General features: G+C 57.9%; 19 protein-coding genes. 6 read left to right on the top strand and 13 right to left on the bottom strand.

The window, feature by feature from the left end; all coding sequences use genetic code 11:
- Nucleotides 1–2 precede the first annotated feature (2 nt).
- Nucleotides 3–905 (bottom strand): Hint domain-containing protein, encoded by a 903-nt coding sequence (locus tag ACR0B8_RS01580; RefSeq protein ID WP_226688693.1) that lies wholly within the window; start codon nucleotides 903–905, stop codon nucleotides 3–5.
- Nucleotides 906–1365: 460 nt separating this feature from the next.
- On the opposite strand from ACR0B8_RS01580, the gene cobS reads away from it, so the two are divergent.
- The 5 genes from cobS to ACR0B8_RS01555 all read left to right on the top strand — a co-directional run bounded on the left by cobS (nucleotide 1366) and on the right by ACR0B8_RS01555 (nucleotide 7421).
- Nucleotides 1366–2352 (top strand): cobaltochelatase subunit CobS, encoded by a 987-nt coding sequence (gene cobS, locus ACR0B8_RS01575; protein ID WP_170360236.1) that lies wholly within the window; start codon nucleotides 1366–1368, stop codon nucleotides 2350–2352.
- 4 nt (nucleotides 2353–2356) lie between these two features.
- On the top strand, nucleotides 2357–3076 hold the full coding sequence (locus tag ACR0B8_RS01570; protein WP_226688694.1) for a sulfotransferase family 2 domain-containing protein: 720 nt from the start codon (nucleotides 2357–2359) through the stop codon (nucleotides 3074–3076).
- Nucleotides 3077–3286: 210 nt separating this feature from the next.
- Nucleotides 3287–5164, top strand: coding sequence for a cobaltochelatase subunit CobT (gene cobT / locus ACR0B8_RS01565; protein WP_170348067.1), 1878 nt, complete (start codon nucleotides 3287–3289; stop codon nucleotides 5162–5164).
- A gap of 73 nt (nucleotides 5165–5237) precedes the next feature.
- Nucleotides 5238–7019 carry an aminopeptidase P family protein gene (locus ACR0B8_RS01560; protein WP_226688695.1) on the top strand — a complete coding sequence of 594 codons (1782 nt, stop codon included), beginning with the start codon at nucleotides 5238–5240 and terminating at the stop codon, nucleotides 7017–7019.
- Nucleotides 7020–7079: 60 nt separating this feature from the next.
- A complete protein-coding gene (locus ACR0B8_RS01555; RefSeq protein ID WP_170360242.1) occupies nucleotides 7080–7421 on the top strand; it encodes a DUF427 domain-containing protein in 342 nt (113 codons plus the stop codon).
- Nucleotides 7422–7502: 81 nt separating this feature from the next.
- Here the strand turns inward: ACR0B8_RS01555 and ACR0B8_RS01550 are convergent, their stop codons facing one another.
- Nucleotides 7503–7997, bottom strand: coding sequence for a hypothetical protein (locus tag ACR0B8_RS01550; protein ID WP_226688696.1), 495 nt, complete (start codon nucleotides 7995–7997; stop codon nucleotides 7503–7505).
- Between the two features lie 9 nt (nucleotides 7998–8006).
- Complete coding sequence (locus ACR0B8_RS01545; RefSeq protein ID WP_226688697.1) at nucleotides 8007–8270, bottom strand: hypothetical protein; 264 nt, start codon at nucleotides 8268–8270, stop codon at nucleotides 8007–8009.
- Between the two features lie 165 nt (nucleotides 8271–8435).
- Between ACR0B8_RS01545 and ACR0B8_RS01540 the strand changes: the two genes are divergently transcribed.
- The gene (locus ACR0B8_RS01540) at nucleotides 8436–9800 is read left to right on the top strand and encodes a DUF3179 domain-containing protein (protein ID WP_480657886.1); all 1365 of its coding nucleotides are present in this window, start codon (nucleotides 8436–8438) and stop codon (nucleotides 9798–9800) included.
- On the opposite strand, the gene ACR0B8_RS01535 is transcribed toward ACR0B8_RS01540, so the two are convergent.
- The 10 genes from ACR0B8_RS01535 to murB form a co-directional block, all read right to left on the bottom strand.
- Nucleotides 9797–11482: a chloride channel protein gene (locus ACR0B8_RS01535; RefSeq protein WP_170360248.1), complete on the bottom strand. Its 1686-nt coding sequence runs from the start codon at nucleotides 11480–11482 to the stop codon at nucleotides 9797–9799. The two genes, ACR0B8_RS01540 and ACR0B8_RS01535, sit on opposite strands and share 4 nt — an antisense overlap.
- 100 nt (nucleotides 11483–11582) lie before the next feature.
- Complete coding sequence (gene recN / locus ACR0B8_RS01530) at nucleotides 11583–13232, bottom strand: DNA repair protein RecN (protein ID WP_170360249.1); 1650 nt, start codon at nucleotides 13230–13232, stop codon at nucleotides 11583–11585.
- Nucleotides 13233–13267: 35 nt separating this feature from the next.
- Nucleotides 13268–14110, bottom strand: a complete 843-nt coding sequence (locus ACR0B8_RS01525) for an outer membrane protein assembly factor BamD (protein ID WP_170360251.1) — start codon at nucleotides 14108–14110, stop codon at nucleotides 13268–13270.
- 127 nt (nucleotides 14111–14237) lie between these two features.
- Complete coding sequence (lpxC, locus tag ACR0B8_RS01520) at nucleotides 14238–15158, bottom strand: UDP-3-O-acyl-N-acetylglucosamine deacetylase (protein WP_170360253.1); 921 nt, start codon at nucleotides 15156–15158, stop codon at nucleotides 14238–14240.
- A gap of 213 nt (nucleotides 15159–15371) precedes the next feature.
- Nucleotides 15372–16982, bottom strand: a complete 1611-nt coding sequence (ftsZ, locus tag ACR0B8_RS01515; RefSeq protein ID WP_170360255.1) for a cell division protein FtsZ — start codon at nucleotides 16980–16982, stop codon at nucleotides 15372–15374.
- A 349-nt stretch (nucleotides 16983–17331) separates the two neighbouring features.
- A complete protein-coding gene (locus ACR0B8_RS01510) occupies nucleotides 17332–17748 on the bottom strand; it encodes a hypothetical protein (RefSeq protein ID WP_226688700.1) in 417 nt (138 codons plus the stop codon).
- Entirely contained in the window at nucleotides 17735–19069 is a 1335-nt protein-coding gene (gene ftsA, locus ACR0B8_RS01505; protein ID WP_170360645.1) for a cell division protein FtsA, read from the bottom strand. The genes ACR0B8_RS01510 and ftsA overlap by 14 nt, the downstream gene beginning before the upstream one ends.
- An 8-nt stretch (nucleotides 19070–19077) precedes the next feature.
- Nucleotides 19078–20079: a cell division protein FtsQ/DivIB gene (locus tag ACR0B8_RS01500; protein ID WP_170348048.1), complete on the bottom strand. Its 1002-nt coding sequence runs from the start codon at nucleotides 20077–20079 to the stop codon at nucleotides 19078–19080.
- Nucleotides 20067–20990, bottom strand: a complete 924-nt coding sequence (locus ACR0B8_RS01495) for a D-alanine--D-alanine ligase (RefSeq protein ID WP_170360258.1) — start codon at nucleotides 20988–20990, stop codon at nucleotides 20067–20069. The genes ACR0B8_RS01500 and ACR0B8_RS01495 overlap by 13 nt, the downstream gene beginning before the upstream one ends.
- Nucleotides 20991–21091: 101 nt before the next feature.
- Nucleotides 21092–22021, bottom strand: coding sequence for a UDP-N-acetylmuramate dehydrogenase (gene murB / locus ACR0B8_RS01490; RefSeq protein WP_170360260.1), 930 nt, complete (start codon nucleotides 22019–22021; stop codon nucleotides 21092–21094).
- Between the last annotated feature and the right edge of the window lie 164 nt (nucleotides 22022–22185).

Genomic DNA, 22185 nt, shown 5'->3' with positions numbered 1-22185 from the left:
TACTACGCTGAAAACGTACCCCGCAGCGCCTGCGCTTCGGGGCGTTTCAAGCAACGCAGTTTGGTTTTTGGCACCTGCGCGCTGTCACTGAGTTCGGGAAATAGCGCGCGCAGTTCGTCAACATCTTCGCGGCTGAAAGAATTCAAAGACTGACCGCCGACATACAGGCTTTCACTTTGCAGGCCATGCGAGGACAGGATGGCATGCTGCTCGCAGGCAATGTGAAAGTAGGTGACGGGCTCATCCGCTCCTATCTGACGGATCGTATCATCGTTGACCAGATGAATAGCGGCCGAGAAGACCATCGGTTCCCCAAATAGCAACTCGGCCCGCCAGCCTTCAATCACAATCCGGTGTTGCGGGGATACGTACAGATCGCGGTTGGGCAGACCTCTGCCTAGCGCGTTGCGCTGAATTCTCACTGGGCGAAATCTTGGCTGGAGACGCAAGGTCTGAGCGCTGAGTGTTCGTTTCCCGATCCAAATAATAGGAAGGGTTTGACCATCAGATACGCAAACCCTGTCGCCAACCGACAGTTCTTCGACGGGGCAAGGGCCATTTTTAGTTTCTATCAGCGTCCCCTTCACAAAACACGGTACTGTTCCGGCAGGGAGGTCAACTGTCACACTGAGAGAGGCATTGTTACCATTTCCCGGATTCCCCGTCGTCGCCCGTATTAGAACCGTAAGTTGTGTATTCGGGGGAATGTCAGCGCCCGGCGTAAGTTCAACGGTCAAAACTCCGCTGGATGAAATCGATACAGTGTAGTCGGAAGGATTCAAGCCACCTGAGCCAGTTACGGTCACGCTCCAAGACACAGCTTTGGTCGTGGTATACTGCTGCATAACCGAGGTCGACCCGCTGGGGATCGCGATCGAAGAGGGGCCTGAAATAACAAGCGACATCGCAAAACTCACTGTTTAACGCACAACGGAAACGATATCCGGAGCTTATCACGCGTCGATTAACCCAACATTAACTTCTGAATATTCTAATTCATTAGTTTGTTTTTTGGGACCCCGATTCATGAGCTTACCCTGTTGGTTACCGTTAATTTGGTCTTGTCCCCTAGCGCCTATCTCAAGCTGAACCTGCACTCTGCCTAATTAGCACTATCAGCCAGAGCGCCAACGGTTGGAGGAAGAACGAGACCCTCGGCCTGTTTCGAATGGAACTTATTTGTGTCGCCCAAGGTTCGAATGAGCGACCACGATCGCTTGTCGCGCACTTCTATAAGGCCAGTTTCGAAGAAACATCCTCTCAGCCTCCGCGCGGCGCCTCTTTCCCTTGCCCTTCCCGGCAATATGTTGCACCACACACGGGTTCAAACCCGGCAAAACGGGCCAAAGGATAAGGACAAGGCGAATGGCTGACGGATCGATTGATATCAACGCAAAACCCACCGAGGAAATCTCGGTTCGGGACGTATTCGGCATTGATACCGACATGGCGGTCAAAGGCTTTGCAGAGCGCAGTGATCGGGTTCCAGCCATCGACCCGACCTATAAGTTTGATCCCGAAACCACACTGGCGATTCTGGCAGGGTTTTCACATAACCGCCGGGTTATGATTCAAGGCTATCACGGCACCGGTAAATCGACCCATATCGAGCAAGTTGCCGCCCGTCTGAACTGGCCCGCTGTACGTGTGAACCTGGACAGCCACATCAGCCGGATCGACCTGATCGGTAAAGACGCGATTAAACTGCGCGACGGCAAGCAGGTCACAGAATTCCACGAGGGCATCCTGCCGTGGGCGCTGCGCAACCCCGTAGCCATCGTATTCGACGAATACGACGCAGGCCGCGCCGACGTGATGTTCGTGATCCAACGCGTGCTGGAACATGACGGCAAACTGACTTTGCTGGACCAGAACGAAATCATCACGCCGAACCCGAATTTCCGCCTGTTCGCCACTGCAAACACCGTGGGTCTGGGTGACACCACTGGCCTCTATCACGGGACGCAGCAGATCAACCAGGCGCAGATGGACCGTTGGTCGCTAGTCTCAACCCTGAACTACCTGAGCCACGACGCCGAGACGATGATCGTCCTGTCGAAAGCGCCGCATTACAATACCGAGAAAGGCCGCAAAACCGTCAGCCAGATGGTGACCGTTGCTGATCTGACCCGGACCGCCTTTATGAATGGCGACCTGTCTACCGTGATGAGCCCGCGAACCGTGATCAACTGGGCCCAGAACGCCGAGATTTTCCGTGACGTAGGATACGCCTTCCGCCTGTCTTTCCTGAACAAATGTGACGAACTGGAACGCCAGACCGTTGCCGAGTTCTATCAGCGTTGCTTTGACGAGGAACTGCCGGAAAGCGCTGCCAGCACAAGCCTGGGATAAGTAGGTGCAATTTGCCGCGCAAAAATGCGTGTTCATCCACGTACCAAAAACCGGAGGAAACTTCTTTACGCGCTGTTTCCTTCGGTTCTCAGACGATGCCATCGTCACCAGCGGCCATCAAGACGGCACAGACCGGTTCGAATTAAGCGGTGACGCTACCAAATCCAAGCATCAGACACTTGCGGAATACAGCCAACTGATTGGCCCGGCCTTTGCCGAATATACCGCTTATGCCTTTGCCCGCCCCCCGGTCGAGCGGATGATCTCGCTATACTATTCGCCCCACCGATGGATGCGCGCGCAAGAAGGGGGTGGTTTCGGCCTTGATCCCCGCAGCGAACCAATAAACCTTGAGGAATTTGAGACACTTGTGTCGGCTAACAAATCCATCTCGGACTTGTTGGATATCAAAAATGTTTCAGGTAGGTTAACCGTCAACAAAAGCGCCCGGCATGCGTCAGGGGCGCGCGTGTCGCTGTTGGATTTTGCCGATTTACGGCACGGGCTTGAGACATTTGGCCGGAAAAACGGCTTTGACCTAACCGACATGCCCGGCAAGAAAGTGAACTCCAGTGCTGTAAACGATCCCATGAAGCTCAACACCGGACAGATGCGTGACTTGACGAATATCGTTATGCGCTCGCACCACGGCAAAGATCAGAAATTGTTCCGGGAAAATGGGCTTAAGGGAGTGTTTGAGGGTTTTATAGGATGGTTCAAGTAGGAACCGCCAAGTCGTTCTGGGGCGCACAAGGCTGGGCAATCTCCTAGGCCTGTAGTTCATAGTTAGTTTGACACACGCCACCCTTCGAGACACCCCATGATTTTACCATAGGTCCCGCTCTGGTTTCATGCGAAAACGGGGTTGGCCCTATGGTCAAGGCCCTGAATTGGCACTAGGTTGCCGGGACAGAACAAGACCGGACCGCCACCGATGAGCAAACCCAACGACAACCCCGCTGATCCGTTCAAGAAGGCTTTGGCCGAAGCCACCAAGGTTATGGCCGACGACCCTGAATTGAACGTGACCTACACAGTCGACCCTTCTGGTATATCGGGCGAGTCGATGCGTCTGCCGCAAGTCAGCCGCCGGATGACGCGCGAAGAGGTTTTGCTGGCACGCGGTACGGCGGATGCTCTGGCGCTGCAGCGGAAATACCATGACGACGCCACCCATGCGCGCTATGCGCCTCCGGGTGATATGGCGCGGGATTTGTACGAGGCGATGGAAGTCGCGCGATGCGAGGCGATGGGTGCGCGGGATATGCCCGGCACTGCCAGCAATATCGACGTCAAGATTGGGCATGAGGCCCTGCGGCGCGGATACGACCAGTGCAAGCAGCCTGCGGATGCACCGTTAGCGGTTGCTGCGGGCTATCTGATCCGGCACCTGGCCACGGGGCGGGACCTGCCCCCGGCGGCCTCTAACATCATGAACCTGTGGCGTGGATTTATCGAAGAACAGGCCGGTGGCACGCTGGAAAACCTAGACGAACTGCTCTCGGACCAGGCGGAATTCGCCAAGTTTGCCCGCCAGATGATCAAGGATCTGGGTTACGGCGACCAGCTGGGCGATGACCCTGATGAGTTGGACGACGAACAGGAAGATCAGGCCGAAGATGACGCCGAGGAACAGCCCGATCCCGACAGCACCGGCCAGGATGACCAAGAGGAGCAGGACGCCGACGCCACGCCCGAGCAAACGCAGGAAGAACAGCAGGACCAGTCTCAGGCTCAGGTCTCGATGGATGAGATGGCCGAAGATGAGATGGGCGATGAGGCAGAGATGCCCGAAGGTGAGGCTCCGCTGGAACCCCCTGCCCCCCCGCCGGCATCCGAAGCTGATCCCGATTACAAGGTCTATCTGAACACCTACGACGAAGAGATCGCAGCCGAAGATCTGGCCGAACCGGCCGAACTGGAACGGCTGCGAGCCTATTTGGATCAACAGTTGGAGCCCCTGAAGGGCGCTGTTAGCCGATTGGCCAACAAGTTGCAGCGTCGCCTGCAGGCACAACAGAACCGCAGCTGGGAATTCGACCGCGAAGAAGGCATTCTGGATGCGGGCCGTCTGGCGCGAGTTGTGGCAAACCCGACCACGCCGCTCAGCTTCAAGGTCGAGAAAGACACCGAATTCCGCGACACGGTGGTAACGCTGTTGTTGGACAACTCGGGCTCGATGCGCGGGCGTCCGATTTCTATTGCGGCGATCTGTGCGGATGTTCTGGCGCGCACGCTGGAACGCTGCAACGTGAAGGTTGAGATTTTGGGCTTTACCACCCGCGCGTGGAAAGGCGGATTGGCACGCGAGGCATGGCTGAACGATGGTCGCCCGCAACAGCCGGGGCGTCTGAATGATTTGCGCCACATCATCTACAAGGGCGCGGATGCCCCTTGGCGGCGCGCACGGCCCAATCTGGGCCTGATGATGAAAGAGGGGCTGCTGAAAGAGAATATCGACGGCGAGGCGTTGGAATGGGCGCATCGCCGAATGCTGGCCCGGCGCGAAGCACGCAAAATTCTGATGGTGATTTCGGATGGTGCACCAGTTGACGATTCAACGCTCAGCGTCAACCCCGCGAATTATCTGGAAAAACACCTGCGCGACGTGATCGCCATGGTGGAAAAGCGCAAAATGGTGGAACTGCTGGCTATCGGCATCGGTCACGACGTCACCCGCTATTACGACCGCGCGGTGACGATCACTGACGTCGAACAACTGGCAGGCGCAATGACCGAACAACTGGCAGCCCTGTTCGATAGTGATCCTCGCGCACGTGCGCGGGTGATGGGGATGAAAAGGGCCAGCTGAGGCTGGCCTTGCCCCGGGCCAGAGAATTTTCCAAAAGAATAAGGGGTGAACCCCCGCTTGGGAGAGGTATGTGATGTTTCAGTCCTTTGAGGTGACGGCGCGCCCGGAACAGGGGCCACCCCGGTTGGCGGCTCTGCGGGGTGAAATTGCGAACGAAGGGCTGGACGGATTCCTGATCCCGCGCACAGACGCGCATCAGGGCGAATACGTGGCCGCTCGGGATGAAAGGTTGGCGTGGCTGACAGGGTTCACGGGATCAGCAGGGTTTTGCGCCGTGTTGCCAGATATAGCGGGCGTGTTTGTCGATGGCCGGTATCGAACCCAGGTCAAGGCGCAGGTCGCCGCCGAATTCACTCCGGTTCCGTGGCCCGAGGTCAACCTGAGCACCTGGTTGAAGGAACACCTTCCCGATGGCGGCAAGGTAGGTTTTGATCCGTGGCTGCATGCAGCAGGTCAGATCACAAGCGCAAAGAATGAGCTGACCGACAGCGGCATCGAACTGGTGCGCTGTGACAATCTGGTGGACCGCGTGTGGTCCGACCAGCCCACCGCCCCGATGAACCCGGTCAAGACCCATCCGATTGAGTTTGCAGGTGAAACCGCGGACAGCAAAATCACCCTTCTGGCCGAAGCCCTGCGCGAGGCAAATTGCACAGCTGCAGTAATCACGTTGCCGGATTCGATCATGTGGCTTTTGAACATTCGCGGCTCGGATATCGGGTACAACCCGGTGGCGCATGGCTTTGCTATTCTGCATGCCGGTGGCCGGGTGGATCTGTTCATGGATCAGGAAAAACTGTCCGAGCCGTTGACGGATCAGGCTTCCGTCCACGCGCCGAGGGCATTTCTGGACGCCGTTACAGCGCTAGAGGGGAAGATACAGGTCGATTTGGGAACGCTGCCTCAGGCTGTGGCCGATGTGTTGCAGGATCGGATGGTGGATGGCGGAGATCCCTGCGCCTTGCCCAAGGCCTGCAAGAATTCGGCCGAGATCGCGGGCAGCGCCGAAGCGCATCTGCGCGATGCAGCGGCGGTTATTGAAACCCTTTGCTGGTTGGATGCGCAGGCTCCGGGTACCCTGACCGAGACGCAGGTGGTGTCCCGCCTTGAAGAGAACCGGCGCAAGGACAATGCGCTGCAGGATATCTCGTTCGACACGATTGCCGGCACAGGTCCGAACGGCGCGATCATGCATTACCGCGTGACCGAAGAAACCGACAGCCGCCTTGAAGATGGTCATATTCTGGTTCTGGACAGTGGCGGGCAATATCTGGACGGCACCACTGACATCACGCGAACTATCGCCATCGGTAAAGTCGGAGATGAGGAAAAATCCTGCTTTACCCGCGTGTTGAAGGGCATGATTAACCTATCCATGCTGCGCTGGCCTGTCGGGCTGGCCGGGCGTGACATCGAATGTATCGCACGGGCCCCGCTGTGGGCCGCGGGTCAGGATTTCAATCACGGTGTCGGACACGGTGTCGGTGCCTACCTCAGCGTTCACGAAGGCCCCCAGCGCCTGTCCAAAGTCAGCCATGTGCCCTTGCAACCCGGCATGATCCTTTCCAACGAACCGGGCTATTACCGCGAGGGCGCCTTTGGTATCCGCATCGAAAACCTCGTAGTTGTTCAAGAAGCCCCAGCCCTGCCCGGTGGTGACGCGGAACGCGCGATGCTGAACTGGCGGACCCTGACATACGTCCCAATTGACAGAAGGCTAATCGTGACTGACATGTTGACGTCGGCAGAGCGTGACTGGCTGAATACCTATCACTACGACGTTGCGAAAAAACTGCGCTCAAGGCTGGGCGACGACGCGCAACTGTGGTTGGATGCCGCAACTGCGCCGATCTGACACTGACCTGTTACATACACAGAGCAGAAGAGAGGCCGAAAATAAGACGAGGGAAGAAAAATGGTTGAGATCACAATCCGCAAAGCTCCGGGCAAATGGAGCGTTCGTTCCGGTGGTGCCGTACTGGGTGAAAGTACTGGCGCGCTGGAATTGATCGAAGGTGATCTGACTCCGGTGATCTATTTCCCCCGTACCGATATCGCGATGGCCTTTCTGGATAGCACAGACAAGGTCACCCACTGCCCACACAAGGGGGATGCCTCGCATTTCTCGATCGTCAACAAATCCTCGGTGACCGAAAACGCCGCGTGGAGCTATGAAACCCCCGTTCCCGCCATGGCTGAGATCAAGGGTTATGTGGCCTTTTACCCGGTCGAGTCGGTGAAGGTTGAGCAGATTTAGAAAACGTATTGCGGGATGCGGCGCTAATAAAGTCCGAGGGCGCCGCCTAAAGCGAATTTTGGTGCGGAGACCTCTGAACTTTCAGACCTTCTCGTATTCGAAAACCGGTGTACCGGTAGCGATTGCAAGTAACGTCCAATACTGGACGTCTACGGTGTAGTTGTAGTCTTGGTTCGAAGCGTATGGTGGATCAAACACTATGCGTTGCGAGACAGTGGAAACAACGCTTCGAAACTCTTCATACCATAACAGCATATCGCCGCTTCTAAGCTCATAATTTCCAAAATACTCGTCGGTCGCAGAAAAGTGGACGGTCACTGTACCGTCGGCGCGAAAGTTCCACTCTTCCCCATCTGTGTCACCTGTCCATAGCCCCACGATCTCGCCTGCGTTGCCGAGTGTTTTGGTATAGGTCGAGTTCCCCCATTTGAACTTGGTTCCACCACTCTGAAATACAAACGGAGCTGCCGGATCAGCAATAAAATAATAACCCTGCGCATCCACGCGATAGGTCCTATAACTGCCAGAGGCCGCCTTGGGCTTCCACGTCGCTATGAGCGCCGGATCAAAAGCCATCTTCCGACCTCAACTTACAACATAGGACTGACCACAACGTACGGTCACACTGTCTGTGTAGTTATTGGAACTGTCTGCCGAAATACGGTGCTTTACGTCTTTTATCGATCCGATCAGTTGCTTGCCATCATCGAACAGTTCGATGCGTGAACCAATTACAAACGATGCCAACTGGCCGCTGTTGTCCAGATCAAACTCGTTTTGGTGAATAATGGTGTTGTTGTCATCTTCGAAAATCAAAGCAATCGTTCCAACAATATAAGTGCGCGCCATAAGTACCTCCTGAAAAGTAAACTATATTATCAACTACTTGCTTCTGTCAAAATCCCCGCCTCACTACCCAAGTGAGTATGTCCTGCCCAACCCGCTCACACGTCTGTTCAGTGAATGTGAGCCGTGAACGATGCACACTGGACATGGACACCATCGGAGGATGCCATGTCGATCACGCGCCGCAGTTTCACTGGTATGCTGGCCGCAGCCGCATTGCCCAACGCACTTTCAGCACAGCAAGACCCCGTGCTTGAGGCCGTGAGGTCCACCTTGTACGGCAGCAGTTCTGAATTCAAACAGGGCATGGCCTTTCTGGTGCAGCGTGGCAACCCGGATGTAGTCCCGGCCCTGCTGACCGGAATGCGTTACGGAGGGCGACGTACCGACGAAATCGCCGAAGTGATGCAGACCCTGACCGGCCAGAACCTTGGCACTGACTGGTTCGATTGGATGTTGTGGCAGGAAAAGAACCCGCAGGTGGTCCCGCACCCTTCGTTGATCCCGTTCAAGCGTGAGGTTCTTCTGGGGATTGACCCGAATTTTGACGACTTCTTGCGCCCAAAATACTTGCAGCGCGACAAGATGATGATCCGGTTAGAAGAAATCACCTGGGGCGGCGTCAGCAAGGACGGCATCCCATCGCTCGACAATCCGACACTGATCTCGGCCTCAAAAGCCAGCTACATGAAAGACGACGATCTGGTCTTTGGCGTCTCGATCAATGGGGATGAACGCGCCTATCCGCTGCGGATCATGGGGTGGCACGAGATGTTCAACGAGGTGATCGGTGGCGTCCCCGTAGCGTTGGCTTATTGCACGCTTTGCGGATCGGGTATCTTGTTCGAAACACAAGTGGCGGGACGGCGGAAACCGTTTGTCTTTGGATCATCTGGTTTCCTGTACCGTTCCAACAAGCTGATGTTTGATCGCGAGACACATTCGCTGTGGAACCAATACACCGGGAAGCCGGTTGTGGGCCCGTTGGTCGGCAGTGGAATAGCGCTCCAGCAGCGCCCGGTGGTAATCACCACATGGGAAAGCTGGAAGTCCTCACACCCTCGCACGCGCGTTCTGTCTCAGAACACCGGTCATCGGCGCAACTATGGCTCTGGCGTGGTGTATCGTGAGTATTTCGCCTCGCCCGAACTGATGTTTCCAGCGCTGGTTGACCAATCCGAACATAGCCAGAAAGACTATATCTTCGCTATCCGCCAGTTTGGTGCGGCGCGGGCCTGGCCTTTGGATGCGTTTACCAAGACGCGCGTGATCAATGACGCGATTGCCAACCGGCCGTTGGTTCTGATCGGCAATCCCGACAAGCGCGCGGTACGGGCGTTTGAACGCGCCTCGTACCGGTTCACCGCGTCCGACGGCGGCCTGGTGGATCAGACCGGACAGAAATGGACCATGACCGAAGAGGCGCTGATCGGACCAGACGGAACTCGCTTGCCGCGTGTGGCTGGACATATCTCTTACTGGTTTGCATGGGACAATTATCTGGGCGACGCGGCAACGGTCTACGACGGTTAGGAATGTTCCTCGGCCGCCGTGGCGGCCAGCGCCCGGTTATAGGCCTTGAGCGCGTCGATATGAAAGAGCGCACCAACCGGGGATTCGTTACCCTCGTCGTCAATCACCACAACCGGGATGCAAGGGATGTCGTCGTGGTCGAAATAGGGCATCGCCGCCTCAAGCGTGGCACTGGCCTGTACGCATAGCCCCTGCTCTATCAACTCCTGTGCCTTTTCTTTGGTGATCGAGCGCGGATCCCCAATCGGGCGCATCACCGCCCCGGTGCGCAACATCGCCAACAAATAGGCCTGTGGTCCTGCGGCCAGATGAACATCGCGGCGCTCCAGCTGTGTCAGGAAGAACGACCGGTCCACAAGACGCGAGGCCAAGGCTGTCGACATCGAAACCGAGACCATCACCGCAATTCCGATCTGCCAATCTCCGGTCAGCTCAAAAACGATCATCGTGGTGGAAATCGGCGCACCCAGCACTGCGGCGGCCACGGCACCCATGCCCGCAAAGGCATAGAGCGTATGGGTCCCGGACACATCCGGCAACAGCCCGGTGGCGATTAACCCAAAGGCCAATCCGGTCAGAGCGCCAACCATCAGCGAAGGAGAAAACACACCACCGCCCATGCGCCCCCCCATAGTGATCGCCAAAGCAACTGTTTTTATCACGGCAAACAAGATCGCGACGGTCAGGGTCAGATCGCCAGTCAGGGCACGGATTGTCGTTTCATATCCGACCCCGATGATATGCGGAAACCAGATCGCCAGCAGTCCCAGCATCGCACCGGACACGGCGGGGCGCAGCCAACGTGGCAGCGACAGGCGATTTTGAACGTGAGTGCCGATGTCCTCGGCAAAGAAGATCGAGCGCATCAACAGCAACGACACCAGCCCGCAGATCAGCCCAAGGATCAAAAAAGCTGGCAGCTCCACATAGAATTGCAGCGAGCCCGGGGTTTCCAGAACGAACTCGGTCACATCTCCGTATTCCAGCCGATTGATCACTGTACCCGCGACCGAGGCGATAACAATGGGCGCAAATGCATGCACGGCAAAGTGGCGTAGCACCACCTCAAGCGCGAATAACGCCCCAGCGATGGGTGAGTTGAAGCTGGCTGAAACCGCTGCTGCCACAGCGCAGCCCAACAGATCGCGGCCGGTGATGCCATCCGCGTGGATACGGTCACTGACCCAGGTCGAGATCACCCCGGCCATATGCACCACCGGGCCTTCCCGACCAGTTGACCCGCCTGTGCTGAGCGTGATCAACGAGGCAAAGAACGAGGCGATCCCCGCCTTCCCCTCAACCCGCCCATTGGTCAGCGCCGAACCCTCGATCACGTCCGCAACTGAGCGTACGCGGCCGTCATCGGTGAACCTGTGCAGGATGACACCAACAATCAAACCGCCGATGATCGGCGTAATCAGGATTAGGAACCACGGCAATTTCTCAGCATGGCTGTGCAGCAACAGGATATCGTCTGTGTCGTAGACATAGGCCTGCAGCGACCGGATCGCCTTGCGGAACCCAAGGGCCATAAACCCTGCCGCAATCCCAATTGCCAACGCAATGAACCAGAACTGAATCTGGCTAGGCCCACGTCGCAACATAACCCGCCATGCATCCTTCATCGCGGCCAGAGCCTGATTGAGCTGGTTGCGCAGAACGGTGCGGGTCGTTTGGGTCATTGGCACTCGGGGATCAAGGTATATTCCTTAGTAAGCCACGGAGCCCCCTTATAAAAGTAGGATCGCGACGGTTTGAAAACCGGAAAGCGGCAAATTTAACTCAGGCGTCCAACAATGCGCGGGCGGCGGCGCGCGCCTCGTCCGTGATGGTGTCCCCTGCGACCATCCGGGCGATTTCATCCACACGGTCTGGTTCGGCCAGCGGGATAACGGTGGACAATGTCTGCCCGCCAGTTACCTGTTTTTGAACCCGCCAATGATGCGCCGCGCGGGCGGCAACCTGCGGCGAGTGGGTCACGACCAGAACCTGCCCCCCCTGTGCCAAAGACGCCAGACGGCGACCCACCGCATCAGCAGTCGCCCCACCGACACCCCGGTCGATTTCATCAAAGATCATAGTGCGGGCGCTATCGTCGCCGGTCAGACACACCTTGAGCGCCAGCAAAAACCGGCTGAGTTCCCCGCCCGAAGCGATCTTATTCAGTGGGCCAGACGGAGCGCCGGGATTGGTGGCAACGGTAAAGGCCACCGCATCCACCCCCTCAGGTCCGGGATCGGCGCCCGTGATTTCGGTTTGAAATACCGCACGCTCCATCTTCAACGGTGCAAGCTCGGCCATCACGGCCGCATCCAATTGTCCGGCCGCCTGTTGGCGCGCGGCGCTAAGTGCGGCGGCGGCGTTGTCATAGGTTTCCTGTGCAGCCGCAACCGCAGCACGCCGATCCGCCAAGTCGGCGTCACCTGAATCCAGCCGGGTCAGTCGATCACGCAGCGTGTCGGCAAAAACCCCCATATCGTCAGGCACCACATCATGCTTACGGGCCAACGCTCGGATGGCGAAAAGACGTTCTTCTGCGGCTTCAAGCTCAGCCGGGTTAAAATCCAAAGCTTGAAGGCAGGCCCTCACCCCGTTCTGCGCTTCACCCAATTCGATCAAGGCGCGCCCCAATGCGGCTATCGGGGCCTCAAGCTGCCCGCCCGCATTGTCGGACACGCCTTCCAACCAACGCACCGCGTCAGACATCGCCACCTCGGCCCCATCTGCGCCCAACAGGTCAAAAGCACGGGCAACGTCATCGCGAATGCGTTCAGCCCCTTGCATCATGCGCCGACGGGCATCCAATTCAGCATCCTCACCGGGCTGAGGGTCCAGCTTGTCCAACTCGGCAACGGCGTGGCGCAGAAACTCCTCCTCGGCGCGCATGGCGGCCAGCGTCGCCTCGGTCTCGGCCAAATCCTTACGCGCGCGGGACATATCCATCCACGCCGCGCGCACAGCTGCCAGAAGCCCCTCTGTCCCCGCATAGTCATCCAGCATTGCCCTATGCCCGCGCGGGTTCAGCAACCCGCGATCATCATGCTGGCCGTGCAGTTCGATCAACGTCTCGGACAGGGCGCGCAGTACCTCACCGGAACAGCGCCGGTCATTGACCCAAGCGGTCTTACGCCCCTCGGCTGAATTGACCCGGCGCAGGATCAGTTCCTCACCATCAGGCAAGCCTGCCTCGGCCAGAATCGCATGGGCGGGGTGACCATCTGGCAACTCAAACTCGGCTACAACCTCCCCCTGCGCAGCGCCTTGCCGAACCAATTCAGCCCGCCCTCGCCAGCCCAGCACGAAACCCAGCGAATCCAGCAAGATCGACTTGCCCGCCCCGGTTTCACCGGTCAATGCGTTCAAACCCGGCTGAAACGTCAATTCCAGCCGGTCAATGATCAGCATGTCGCGGATATCAAGGGCGCGCAGCATCGGGTCTTAGCGTCCCACGCCTTTAGCCATGACGATTACAACCACTCACCTTTAATGGTCTGACGGTAGATGGTGCTTAGCCAGTTGTTTCCACGGCTCTTCAATTCCAACCCACGCGAGGTCAGCAATGCATAGCCCGCATCGTACCATTCCGACGATTGATAGTTGTAACCCAAGATTGCACCGGCTGACTGCGCCTCATCCACCAAGCCCAGCGACAGATAGGCTTCTATCAGACGATACAGCGCCTCAGCTGTGTGGGTTGTGGTCTGGAAATCTTCGACCACGACACGGAATCGGTTGATTGCTGCGGTATAGTGATCCTGACGCAGATAATAGCGCCCAATCTCCATTTCCTTACCAGCAAGATGGTCGAAGGCCAGATCGAATTTCAGAACCGCCGACGTGGCATATTCGCTATCAGGATAAACCTCGATCACTGTACGCAATGACTGCAGCGCCTGAAAAGTCAGCCCTTGGTCGCGGCCAACCTCGTCAATCTGGTCATAGTAGCTCAGCGCCAAAAGATACTGCGCATAGGCCGCATCTTCGTCTGTCGGATAAAAGTCGATATAGCGCTGCGCCGCTGCCCGGCTTTCTTCATAGTTCTTGTCCGTGTGGAACGAGAACGCCTGCATGATCAGCGCGCGCTTGGCCCAATCCGAATAGGGATACAAACGCTCAACTTCCGAGAAGTACCACGCCGCATCATCCGAGCGATTCTGCGACAGCTCAAACTCGCCGCGTGTGTAAATCTGTTCTGGCGTAAAGCCTTCCAGGTTCTGATTGCGGTCTGCGCCTTTTCCGCCGCATGCCGTCAAAACTGCTGTCAGAAGAATCGCGCCTGCGAATCTGACTGCCGCTTTGGTGCCAACCATTCCGCCTATCCTCGTCGTATTGCTTATCGGGGCACGCCCCGGATTGGCCTTTGGTCTAGCATAGATAATTCCGGGGCAAAACGCCTTAGTACACTCACTAGCGGAATTGTCGGCAGAGTTGATCCAATCAGGCGACTTCGGGGATTTCGTCCCAAACAAGGCCCTGACCCGGCAGACGCGCGGCCTGTTCGGGGGTACACAGTACCGGACGCACCGCACCAGGTGTTTCAAACAGCTTGCGCAGCAGCGTGTTGGTCATCGCGTGGCCGGATTTGTCGCCAGTGAAGTGACCCAGAATCGGGCCTCCCGCCAGGTAAAGGTCGCCCAGAGCATCCAGCATCTTGTGGCGAACAGCCTCATCCGCATGGCGGAAACCGCCAGGGGTCAGAACTTCGTCACCCTGTACAACGACAGCGTTTTCCAGCGTCCCACCCAAGGCCAGGCCGTTTTCGCGCATCGCTTCAACGTCTGTGCGGCGGCAGAATGTGCGGCAATCGCTAAGCTCACGTGCGAACGAGCCGTTACGCATGTCCAGCGTTTTGGTCTGATGGCCAATTGCGCCGTCTTCGAAATCAATGTGGAAATCGATGATCAACCCATCTGCGGGCGCGATTGACGCGCTGGCGCCTTCGCGCGTGGCAGTGACGGGCTTGAGAACTTCGAACGCAAGAACGGGGCTGGCCTGACGACGTACACCCTTGGCCATGATACCGCGCACGAAATCAATCGACGACCCATCCATGATCGGAACTTCGGGTCCGTCAATCTCGATCAGCGCGTTATGCACGCCGCACCCAGCCAGCGCGGCCATGATATGTTCGACGGTCGACACCGAAACATTTGCATCGTTCACCAGACGGGTGCAAAGCGGCGTCCGCTCGACCACGTCATAGATCGCGGGGATCAGCGCATTGCCCAGCTCGATATCCGTCCGTTTGAACCAGATGCCGTGACCGGCGGCTGCCGGTTTCAGGACCATCGTCGCAGGCTTGCCGCTGTGCAGCCCGACGCCTGTAAACGTGATCGGAGATTTGAGCGTATGTTGCAAGGTGAACCTCGGTGAGTGGTGTCCGGCCTTTTCGGTCCGTGTTGGACATTCACCTAAGGAAGCAAGCGTCAAGGCTCAACTCACTCTTTGTAACTGAATGAAACATGAATGTAACAGATCGGCAAAAGCCTGCTTACATACAGTTAAAGCCGTGTATTTCAAAAGAAAAGGGCCGCCAAAAGGCGACCCTAAGTCGTTAATTTGTTACCGTGATCAGTTGGCCTGACGACGCAAGAAGGCGGGAATTTCGATCCGATCCTGTTCGGGGTCGGCCTCATCATGCGCAGGTGCCGTAGCGTCAGCTTGGCGCATCGGGGGCTGCTGGCGCACCGGCTGTGCCGGCGTATCAGCGGCGTGGCCGGTCATCCGGTCGATCAGGCGGTTAAAGCCGAACCGGGAACGATCCTGCCCTTCAGCCTGCGGTGCGGGGGCCGGTTGCGGTGCCTGTGGGCGCGGCGCCGCATACCCACGTTCAGAGGCCGGGACATTTTGTACAGCGGCCTGCAAACGCTGCAGCGCTTCGGGCGACGGTGTGCCTGCGGAGTGCTGTGGCTGCGGTGCTACAAAGCTTTCCGGCGCGGGTTCAACCGGTTCAGGTGTCGGTTCGAACTCAGCCACGCGGGGCTGATAGGCCGGGGGTGGCAGACCGTCATCGTCACGCTCCACCTGCGGCTGCGCCGGTTCTTCGGCGGTTTCGAACAGCGAAGGTTCACGGTTCACTTCTGGCTGGGGCGCGGGTTCCGCCACTTCGGCCACAGCAGCGGGGGTCTCATCCTGCTGCGCCTCTTCTGCGGAAACGGTGCGAGTCAGCGGCTCGGACATCGAGCGACGCGCAACCGGAACGTCGACGGGCTTTTCGCTGGCGTCGATACCAGTGGCCACAACCGACACACGCATACCGCCTTCCATCACGGTATCCAGGGTCGAACCGACGATGATGTTGGCCTCGGGGTCCACTTCCTCGCGGATGCGGTTGGCCGCTTCGTCCAACTCGAACAGGGTCAGGTCGTGCGAGCCGGTGATGTTGATCAGCACGCCCTTAGCACCCTTGAGGCTGATTTCGTCCAGCAGCGGGTTGGCAATCGCCTTCTCAGCCGCCTGAACCGCGCGATCTTCACCGGTGGCCTCACCAGTGCCCATCATCGCCTTGCCCATCTCGTCCATCACGGCACGAACATCAGCAAAGTCGAGGTTGATCAGACCCGGACGGACCATCAGATCAGTCACACCTTTAACGCCCTGATACAGAACGTCATCCGCCATCGAGAATGCCTCGGTGAACGTGGTCTTTTCGTTGGCCAGGCGGAACAGGTTCTGGTTCGGAATGATAATCAGCGTGTCGACAACCTTTTGCAGCGCCTCAACGCCGTCTTCGGCCTGACGCATCCGCTTGGCGCCTTCAAACTGGAAGGGTTTGGTGACAACGCCAACAGTGAGAACGCCAAGCTCCCGCGCGGCCTGCGCGATGATCGGCGCCGCACCCGTACCGGTGCCACCGCCCATACCAGCCGTAATAAAGCACATATGTGCGCCAGCCAGATGGTCGACGATCTGCTCGATGCTTTCTTCGGCCGCCGCAGCGCCCACGGTCGGACGGGCCCCTGCCCCCAGACCTTCGGTCACTTTCACGCCCAATTGCACCCGCGCCGAAGACTGGCTTTGCTGCAGCGCCTGCGCATCAGTGTTGGCGACGACAAAATCAACGCCGTCCAGCTGTTTCTCAATCATGTTGTTGACAGCGTTGCCGCCCGCGCCACCAACGCCAAATACTGTAATCCGAGGCTTCAGTTCGTCGTGCCCGGGCATCGAAAGATTCAATGTCATGCTCTGTCCGCCTGTTTTATTGACCCGCCAAAGCGGTGTTTTTCTTACCTATCCGCTTACAATCCTACCGATCCAAACGGCAAAGGTCACGCCAAAAATCGCCGAATCCCACAAAATATGGAGGAAATAAGGCAGTCGTCAGCGGTATTTTGCATTCATTGCCAGATGTTGCGGATAGAACTCAATCCACCACAAAGCAAGCGACACACGCGCCGCAGTCAACATGCACGCCACTCGAGGGATTCACTGATTTTTAAGATGCGGAAAACTGCTCAGGTCCTGCCGCAGGGCCTCTGACGGGCCTTGTGGATATCTTGCGGGATAAGACCGCTGGCTGCAACCCATTTCTTTAGCTAATTGGAGTACTTGGGCAATTCAAACCGTCTTCGGTAATGCTGCGCACCTCTTGAATTTCACGCCGGTTGAAGTTGGCAAGTCGCACCATAAGGCGGCCTTCGTGCTGAAAGGTCCACCAGCACACCGGCACGTCATCCGGGTCATCATCGTACAAAAAGCAGATCTGACCATTGGGTGTAGTGATCTGCCCATAGACACAACCCCGCCCCTCCATCCGCCAGACAGACAGTTTGGGGCTGAGAAATTCCTCGATCCCCACCAGAAGGCCGCTGGGATAGTCGTGAAACGTAACGGTTTTACCCTGGACAGCAGCCAGAAATGCCTCAGGCGGTATCCGTGTCTGGGCGTGTGCGGCAAGCGGGGTTGCAGCGACCAGCGCCGCAACGCCGACCGCTTTACCAATTGTCACGGAACCAGCGCATGGCGCGCTTGAAAGGTCGCGCGGCATAGGTATCGACCGGAATTTCGAAATCCCACCATTCGTCCTGCGGATGCGCAGCGAACAGGCTAAGCCCCACCGCTGACGAAAACCCTGGGCCTGTCGCCGATTGCGGCAGACCGTGAACGCGCAAGGGTCGACCCAAACGTACGCGCTGACCCAGAATGCGGGTAGCGAGGCCATCCAGCCCCATGATCTGACTGCCACCACCTGTCAAAACGATCTGCTGGCTGGGCATATGTTCAAATCCGGCGGCATCCAAACGCACACGCACTTCTTCCAGAATCTCTTCGACGCGAGGGCGCATGATACCGATCAACTCGGCCCGACTGACGGTGCGGCGGTCGTGTTCCCAATCACCGGTATCACCACCAATATCGATCAGGTCGCGGTCGTCAGCGCCAGTCGCGTGGACACCTCCGTTAAAGGTCTTGATCCGTTCGGCCACAGCCGCCGGAACACCCAGTCCCATCGAGATATCGGCGGTCACGTGGTCGCCGCCCATACGCACGCAATCGGCATAGATCATGTGTTTTTTCATGAAAATCGACACGCTGGTTGTACCGCCACCCATATCGATACAGGCGGCACCCAACTCTTGTTCGTCCTCGACCAGGGCCGAAACACCAGACACGTAGGCTGAGTTTGCGATCCCCGCCAGTTCCAGATCGCAGCGTTTGATGCAGCGCACGATGTTCTGGATCGCGACGGCATCGACGGTCAACATGTGCATGTCGACCGCAAGGCTTTGGCCCATCTGCCCGCGCGGATCGATCAGCCCCGAGCGGTTATCTAAGGCAAAATTCACCGGCTGGGCATGCAACACTTCGCGCCCTGCCCCGTAATCGGGCACGTCGCAAGCGTTCAAAACACGGCCAACTTCGGCCTCGGACACAACCTGACCTTCCAGATCAACCTGAGCGTCCAGACCATAAGAACGCGGGTTCGCGCCCGAGAAACAGGCGATTACGTGATCCACCCGGATATCAGCCATCTTCTGCGCCGCCTGCAACGCGGTACGGATGGCGCGTTCGGTTTCCTGCATGGCAGTGACTTCACCAAACTGCACACCACGCGACCGCGTGGTCGCAGCGCCAATCACCCGAAATCCGGTCTGACCGGCCAAGGACCCGATGCTGTTATCTTCGCTCAAGCGGTTTGCGCCATCGAAGCGCAGCACAAGGCAGGCAATCTTGGAACTGCCGACATCCAGAATGGCGACAACACCGCGTTGCATCGCCTGCCTGCGCATTTGCCGCATGGCCCGTTGGGACTGATAAAGATCGGTCATCATGTTCGTTACTGCCCGTTACCCACTGTCACTTTTGTATTCCACCAGTCTTCGCTGGCAGCTTTGGTCATTCTTATTGTCGGGCGCTGCCCAAGCCGCATGTCCACCACGGCCACGTCACGCTCCAACAGGTCCTGCACTTCGTTCACGGCAAGCACACGTTCCAACGCGCGCACCGGGCGTTCGGTTGGCAACATGATGCGTTGGCCGCGATCCAGAACCAGATCCCAACGTCGCTCGCCAATCCGCACCAGACCGCGAACCCGGCCACCCAAGCTGCGGGCAGTGGTCACCAGTTGTAACGCCTCGGCCACATGGGCATCCGCACCCTTGCCTGCGATCAGCGGCAGGTTGGTGTGTTCCTTACGCGAAGCGATGCGTTCCACATGCGCGCCGGTTTCATCCAACAGTTCGATCCCGCGGCGCGTGCGCCAGACGATGACGGGCTGACGCTCTTCAACATCCACTTGCAAAATACCACCTGGGCGCACCCGGACCGAGGCGGATTTGACCGGGTCCAGTCCGGTGATCGTGTCGCGAATCTGTTCGACATCCAGATCCCAGGAGCTTATCGGGAAATCCAACGGCACCACTTCGCGGATGTCTTCAGACAGATTGGTGCCCGCGCCATCAATCGCCATCAGATTGACCATGAATTCAGGCCGCTGCTGGATCGAGGTCTTGATGTCGGCCACATAGGCCACCACAGCCTCGCGCCGCTCGGCCGAGCCGAAATAGATCCCGGCCGCAGCGCAGAGCGCGAATATGGGCAAGCCAACCCGCAAGCCCCGGCGCACACCCGGCGTCAGCATCCAACGCTGCAATCGGTAATTCAGCCGCGACGGAGCCGGATCAAAGCGTTGCGATTTGCGACCGAACAGCTTGACCCCACTCAGCCGCAACTTTGGCTCCGCCTCGGACCGCGCGCCCGAGCCAAAATCCGCATCCGGTCCGGCCAGCGGCTTTGATCGGTGGATCACCGGCGCACGAGTGGCCCTTAGCGGTCGCATGAGGCGTCCTCCACCATCCACGCGCAAAGCTGGCCAAAGCTCATGCCGAAATGCTCGGCCTGTTCTGGCACAAGCGACGTTGGCGTCATCCCGGGTTGCGTGTTGGTTTCCAGCAGGAACAGCCCGTCAGCCCCCATGCCGTCATCCCAACGAAAGTCAGTGCGGCTTACCCCCTTGCACCCCAACGCATCATGGGCGCGCAATGCGTAATCCAGACAACGGTCAAAGATGTCCTGCGGGATTTCAGCTGGCAACACATGCCAGGACCCGCCTGGCTTGTATTTGGCGTCATAATCGTACCAACCACCATCGGTCATGATCTCGGTCACGGTCAGCGCGCGGTCACCCATCACGGTCACTGTCAATTCACGACCTGCGATGTATTTCTCGACCATCACGAATTCAGGCATATCCTCGGACAGTTGCGGCGGGCCGTTTGACCCTTCATGCACGATATAGATGCCGACGCTGGAACCTTCGTTATTTGGCTTGGCGACATAAGGAGGTTCCATCACGTGAACCTCGATCACCTCGATCTTTGGAACGATCACGCTGGGTACTACGGGCAGACCTACGGCCTGATACACCTCTTTGCTGCGTTGCTTATCCATCGCCAGCGCCGAAGCCAGCACGCCGGAATGCGTGTACGGAATCCGCATCCACTCCAGCAGACCCTGCACGCAACCATCCTCACCCCAGCGGCCATGCAGGGCGTTGAAAACCACATCTGGTTTGATGTCTAAAAGGCGCGCGTAAAGGTCTGGACCTGCGTCCAGCTCTACTACTTCAAAGCCTTCTCCCCGCAGGGCGGCTGCGCATTCGCGCCCAGAGCTGAGAGACACCTCGCGTTCCGCCGAGGGGCCACCCATCAATACCGCCACTTTGGGGTTTGTCCTGCTCGACTTACCCACTTAGCGCCTCAATGTCCCAGGACCTTATGTAGTGGTCCGTACTGCGTTATGCCTTTGATCCGTCGCCTGAATTTGCCTGTGATGGTCTGACGGTTGGGGCTTTATTCTTTCAGCGGATCACCGACCCGCATGATTTCCCACTCTAGCGTGATGCCGCTTGTTTCGTAAACCTTTTTTCGCACCTCTTCGCCCAGACCTTCCAAGTCAGAAGCCGTGGCAGAGCCGGTATTGATCAGGAAATTCGAATGCTTTGGGCTCATTTGCGCCCCGCCCCGCGATGCCCCGCGCATACCGGCATCGTCGATGACTTTCCAGGCCTTGAGGTCATGCACGTCATCAGCGCGACCCGTGGACGAAAAGCCTGCCGGGTTGCGAAAGGTCGAACCGGCACTGCGGTCTTTGGTGGGTTGGGTCTCGTCGCGCTTTTGCAATTGTGCCGCCATGCGGGTGTGCAATTCCTCGGGATCACCAGCCGGACCTTCGAAGGTAGCGGAAACCAATACCGCCCCGTCGGGCAGATCGGACTGACGGTAGCGAAAGTTCAGATCCTCTGGGCTCAGGTCCAGAACCTCACCCTGTCGCGTGACGATGGTGGCCTTGCGCAGCACATCCGCTGTGTAGCTGCCATAGCATCCCGCATTCATCCGCACAGCCCCCCCGATCGAGCCGGGAATGGTGCGCAGAAACGTCAGGTCCACACCCGCATCCGCCGCCTTGCGCGCCACATGCGCATCCAGCGCTGCCGCGCCAGCAGTGACGGTGTTGCCATCGACCGAAACACTGTTGAACCCGCGCCCAAGCCGGATCACAACCGCGCGCAACCCGCCATCCCGGACAATCAGGTTCGAACCAACACCCATTGGAAAGACGGGAACCTCAGCAGGCAAGTCGCGCAGGAAGTGCTGAAGGTCGTCGATATCTGCCGGCTGGAATAAATAATCCGCAGGCCCACCGACCCGAAGCCAGGTTAAATCATTCAAAGGTCGGTTTTCAGTGAGTTTGCCGCGCGGCGCAGGAAGTGTTTGAACCATGGCGCTCTGGTAGTTCGATTCTGTTCGCTTGTCATCTATCTGGACTAAGTTTTGCATACGCTTTGACCGCTGTCGGCTACGCAGACCTGTACTGAATCCCAAAACCAACCCGGTTCCCAAAGGAAAGGCTGTGAACATAACGAAAAGATTATAGAAGTCTTCGG

This window comes from Ruegeria sp. BH6, assembly GCF_056538105.1.
Note: the sequence above shows the minus strand (reverse complement) of the source record. Positions and strands in the feature narration are given on the sequence as shown.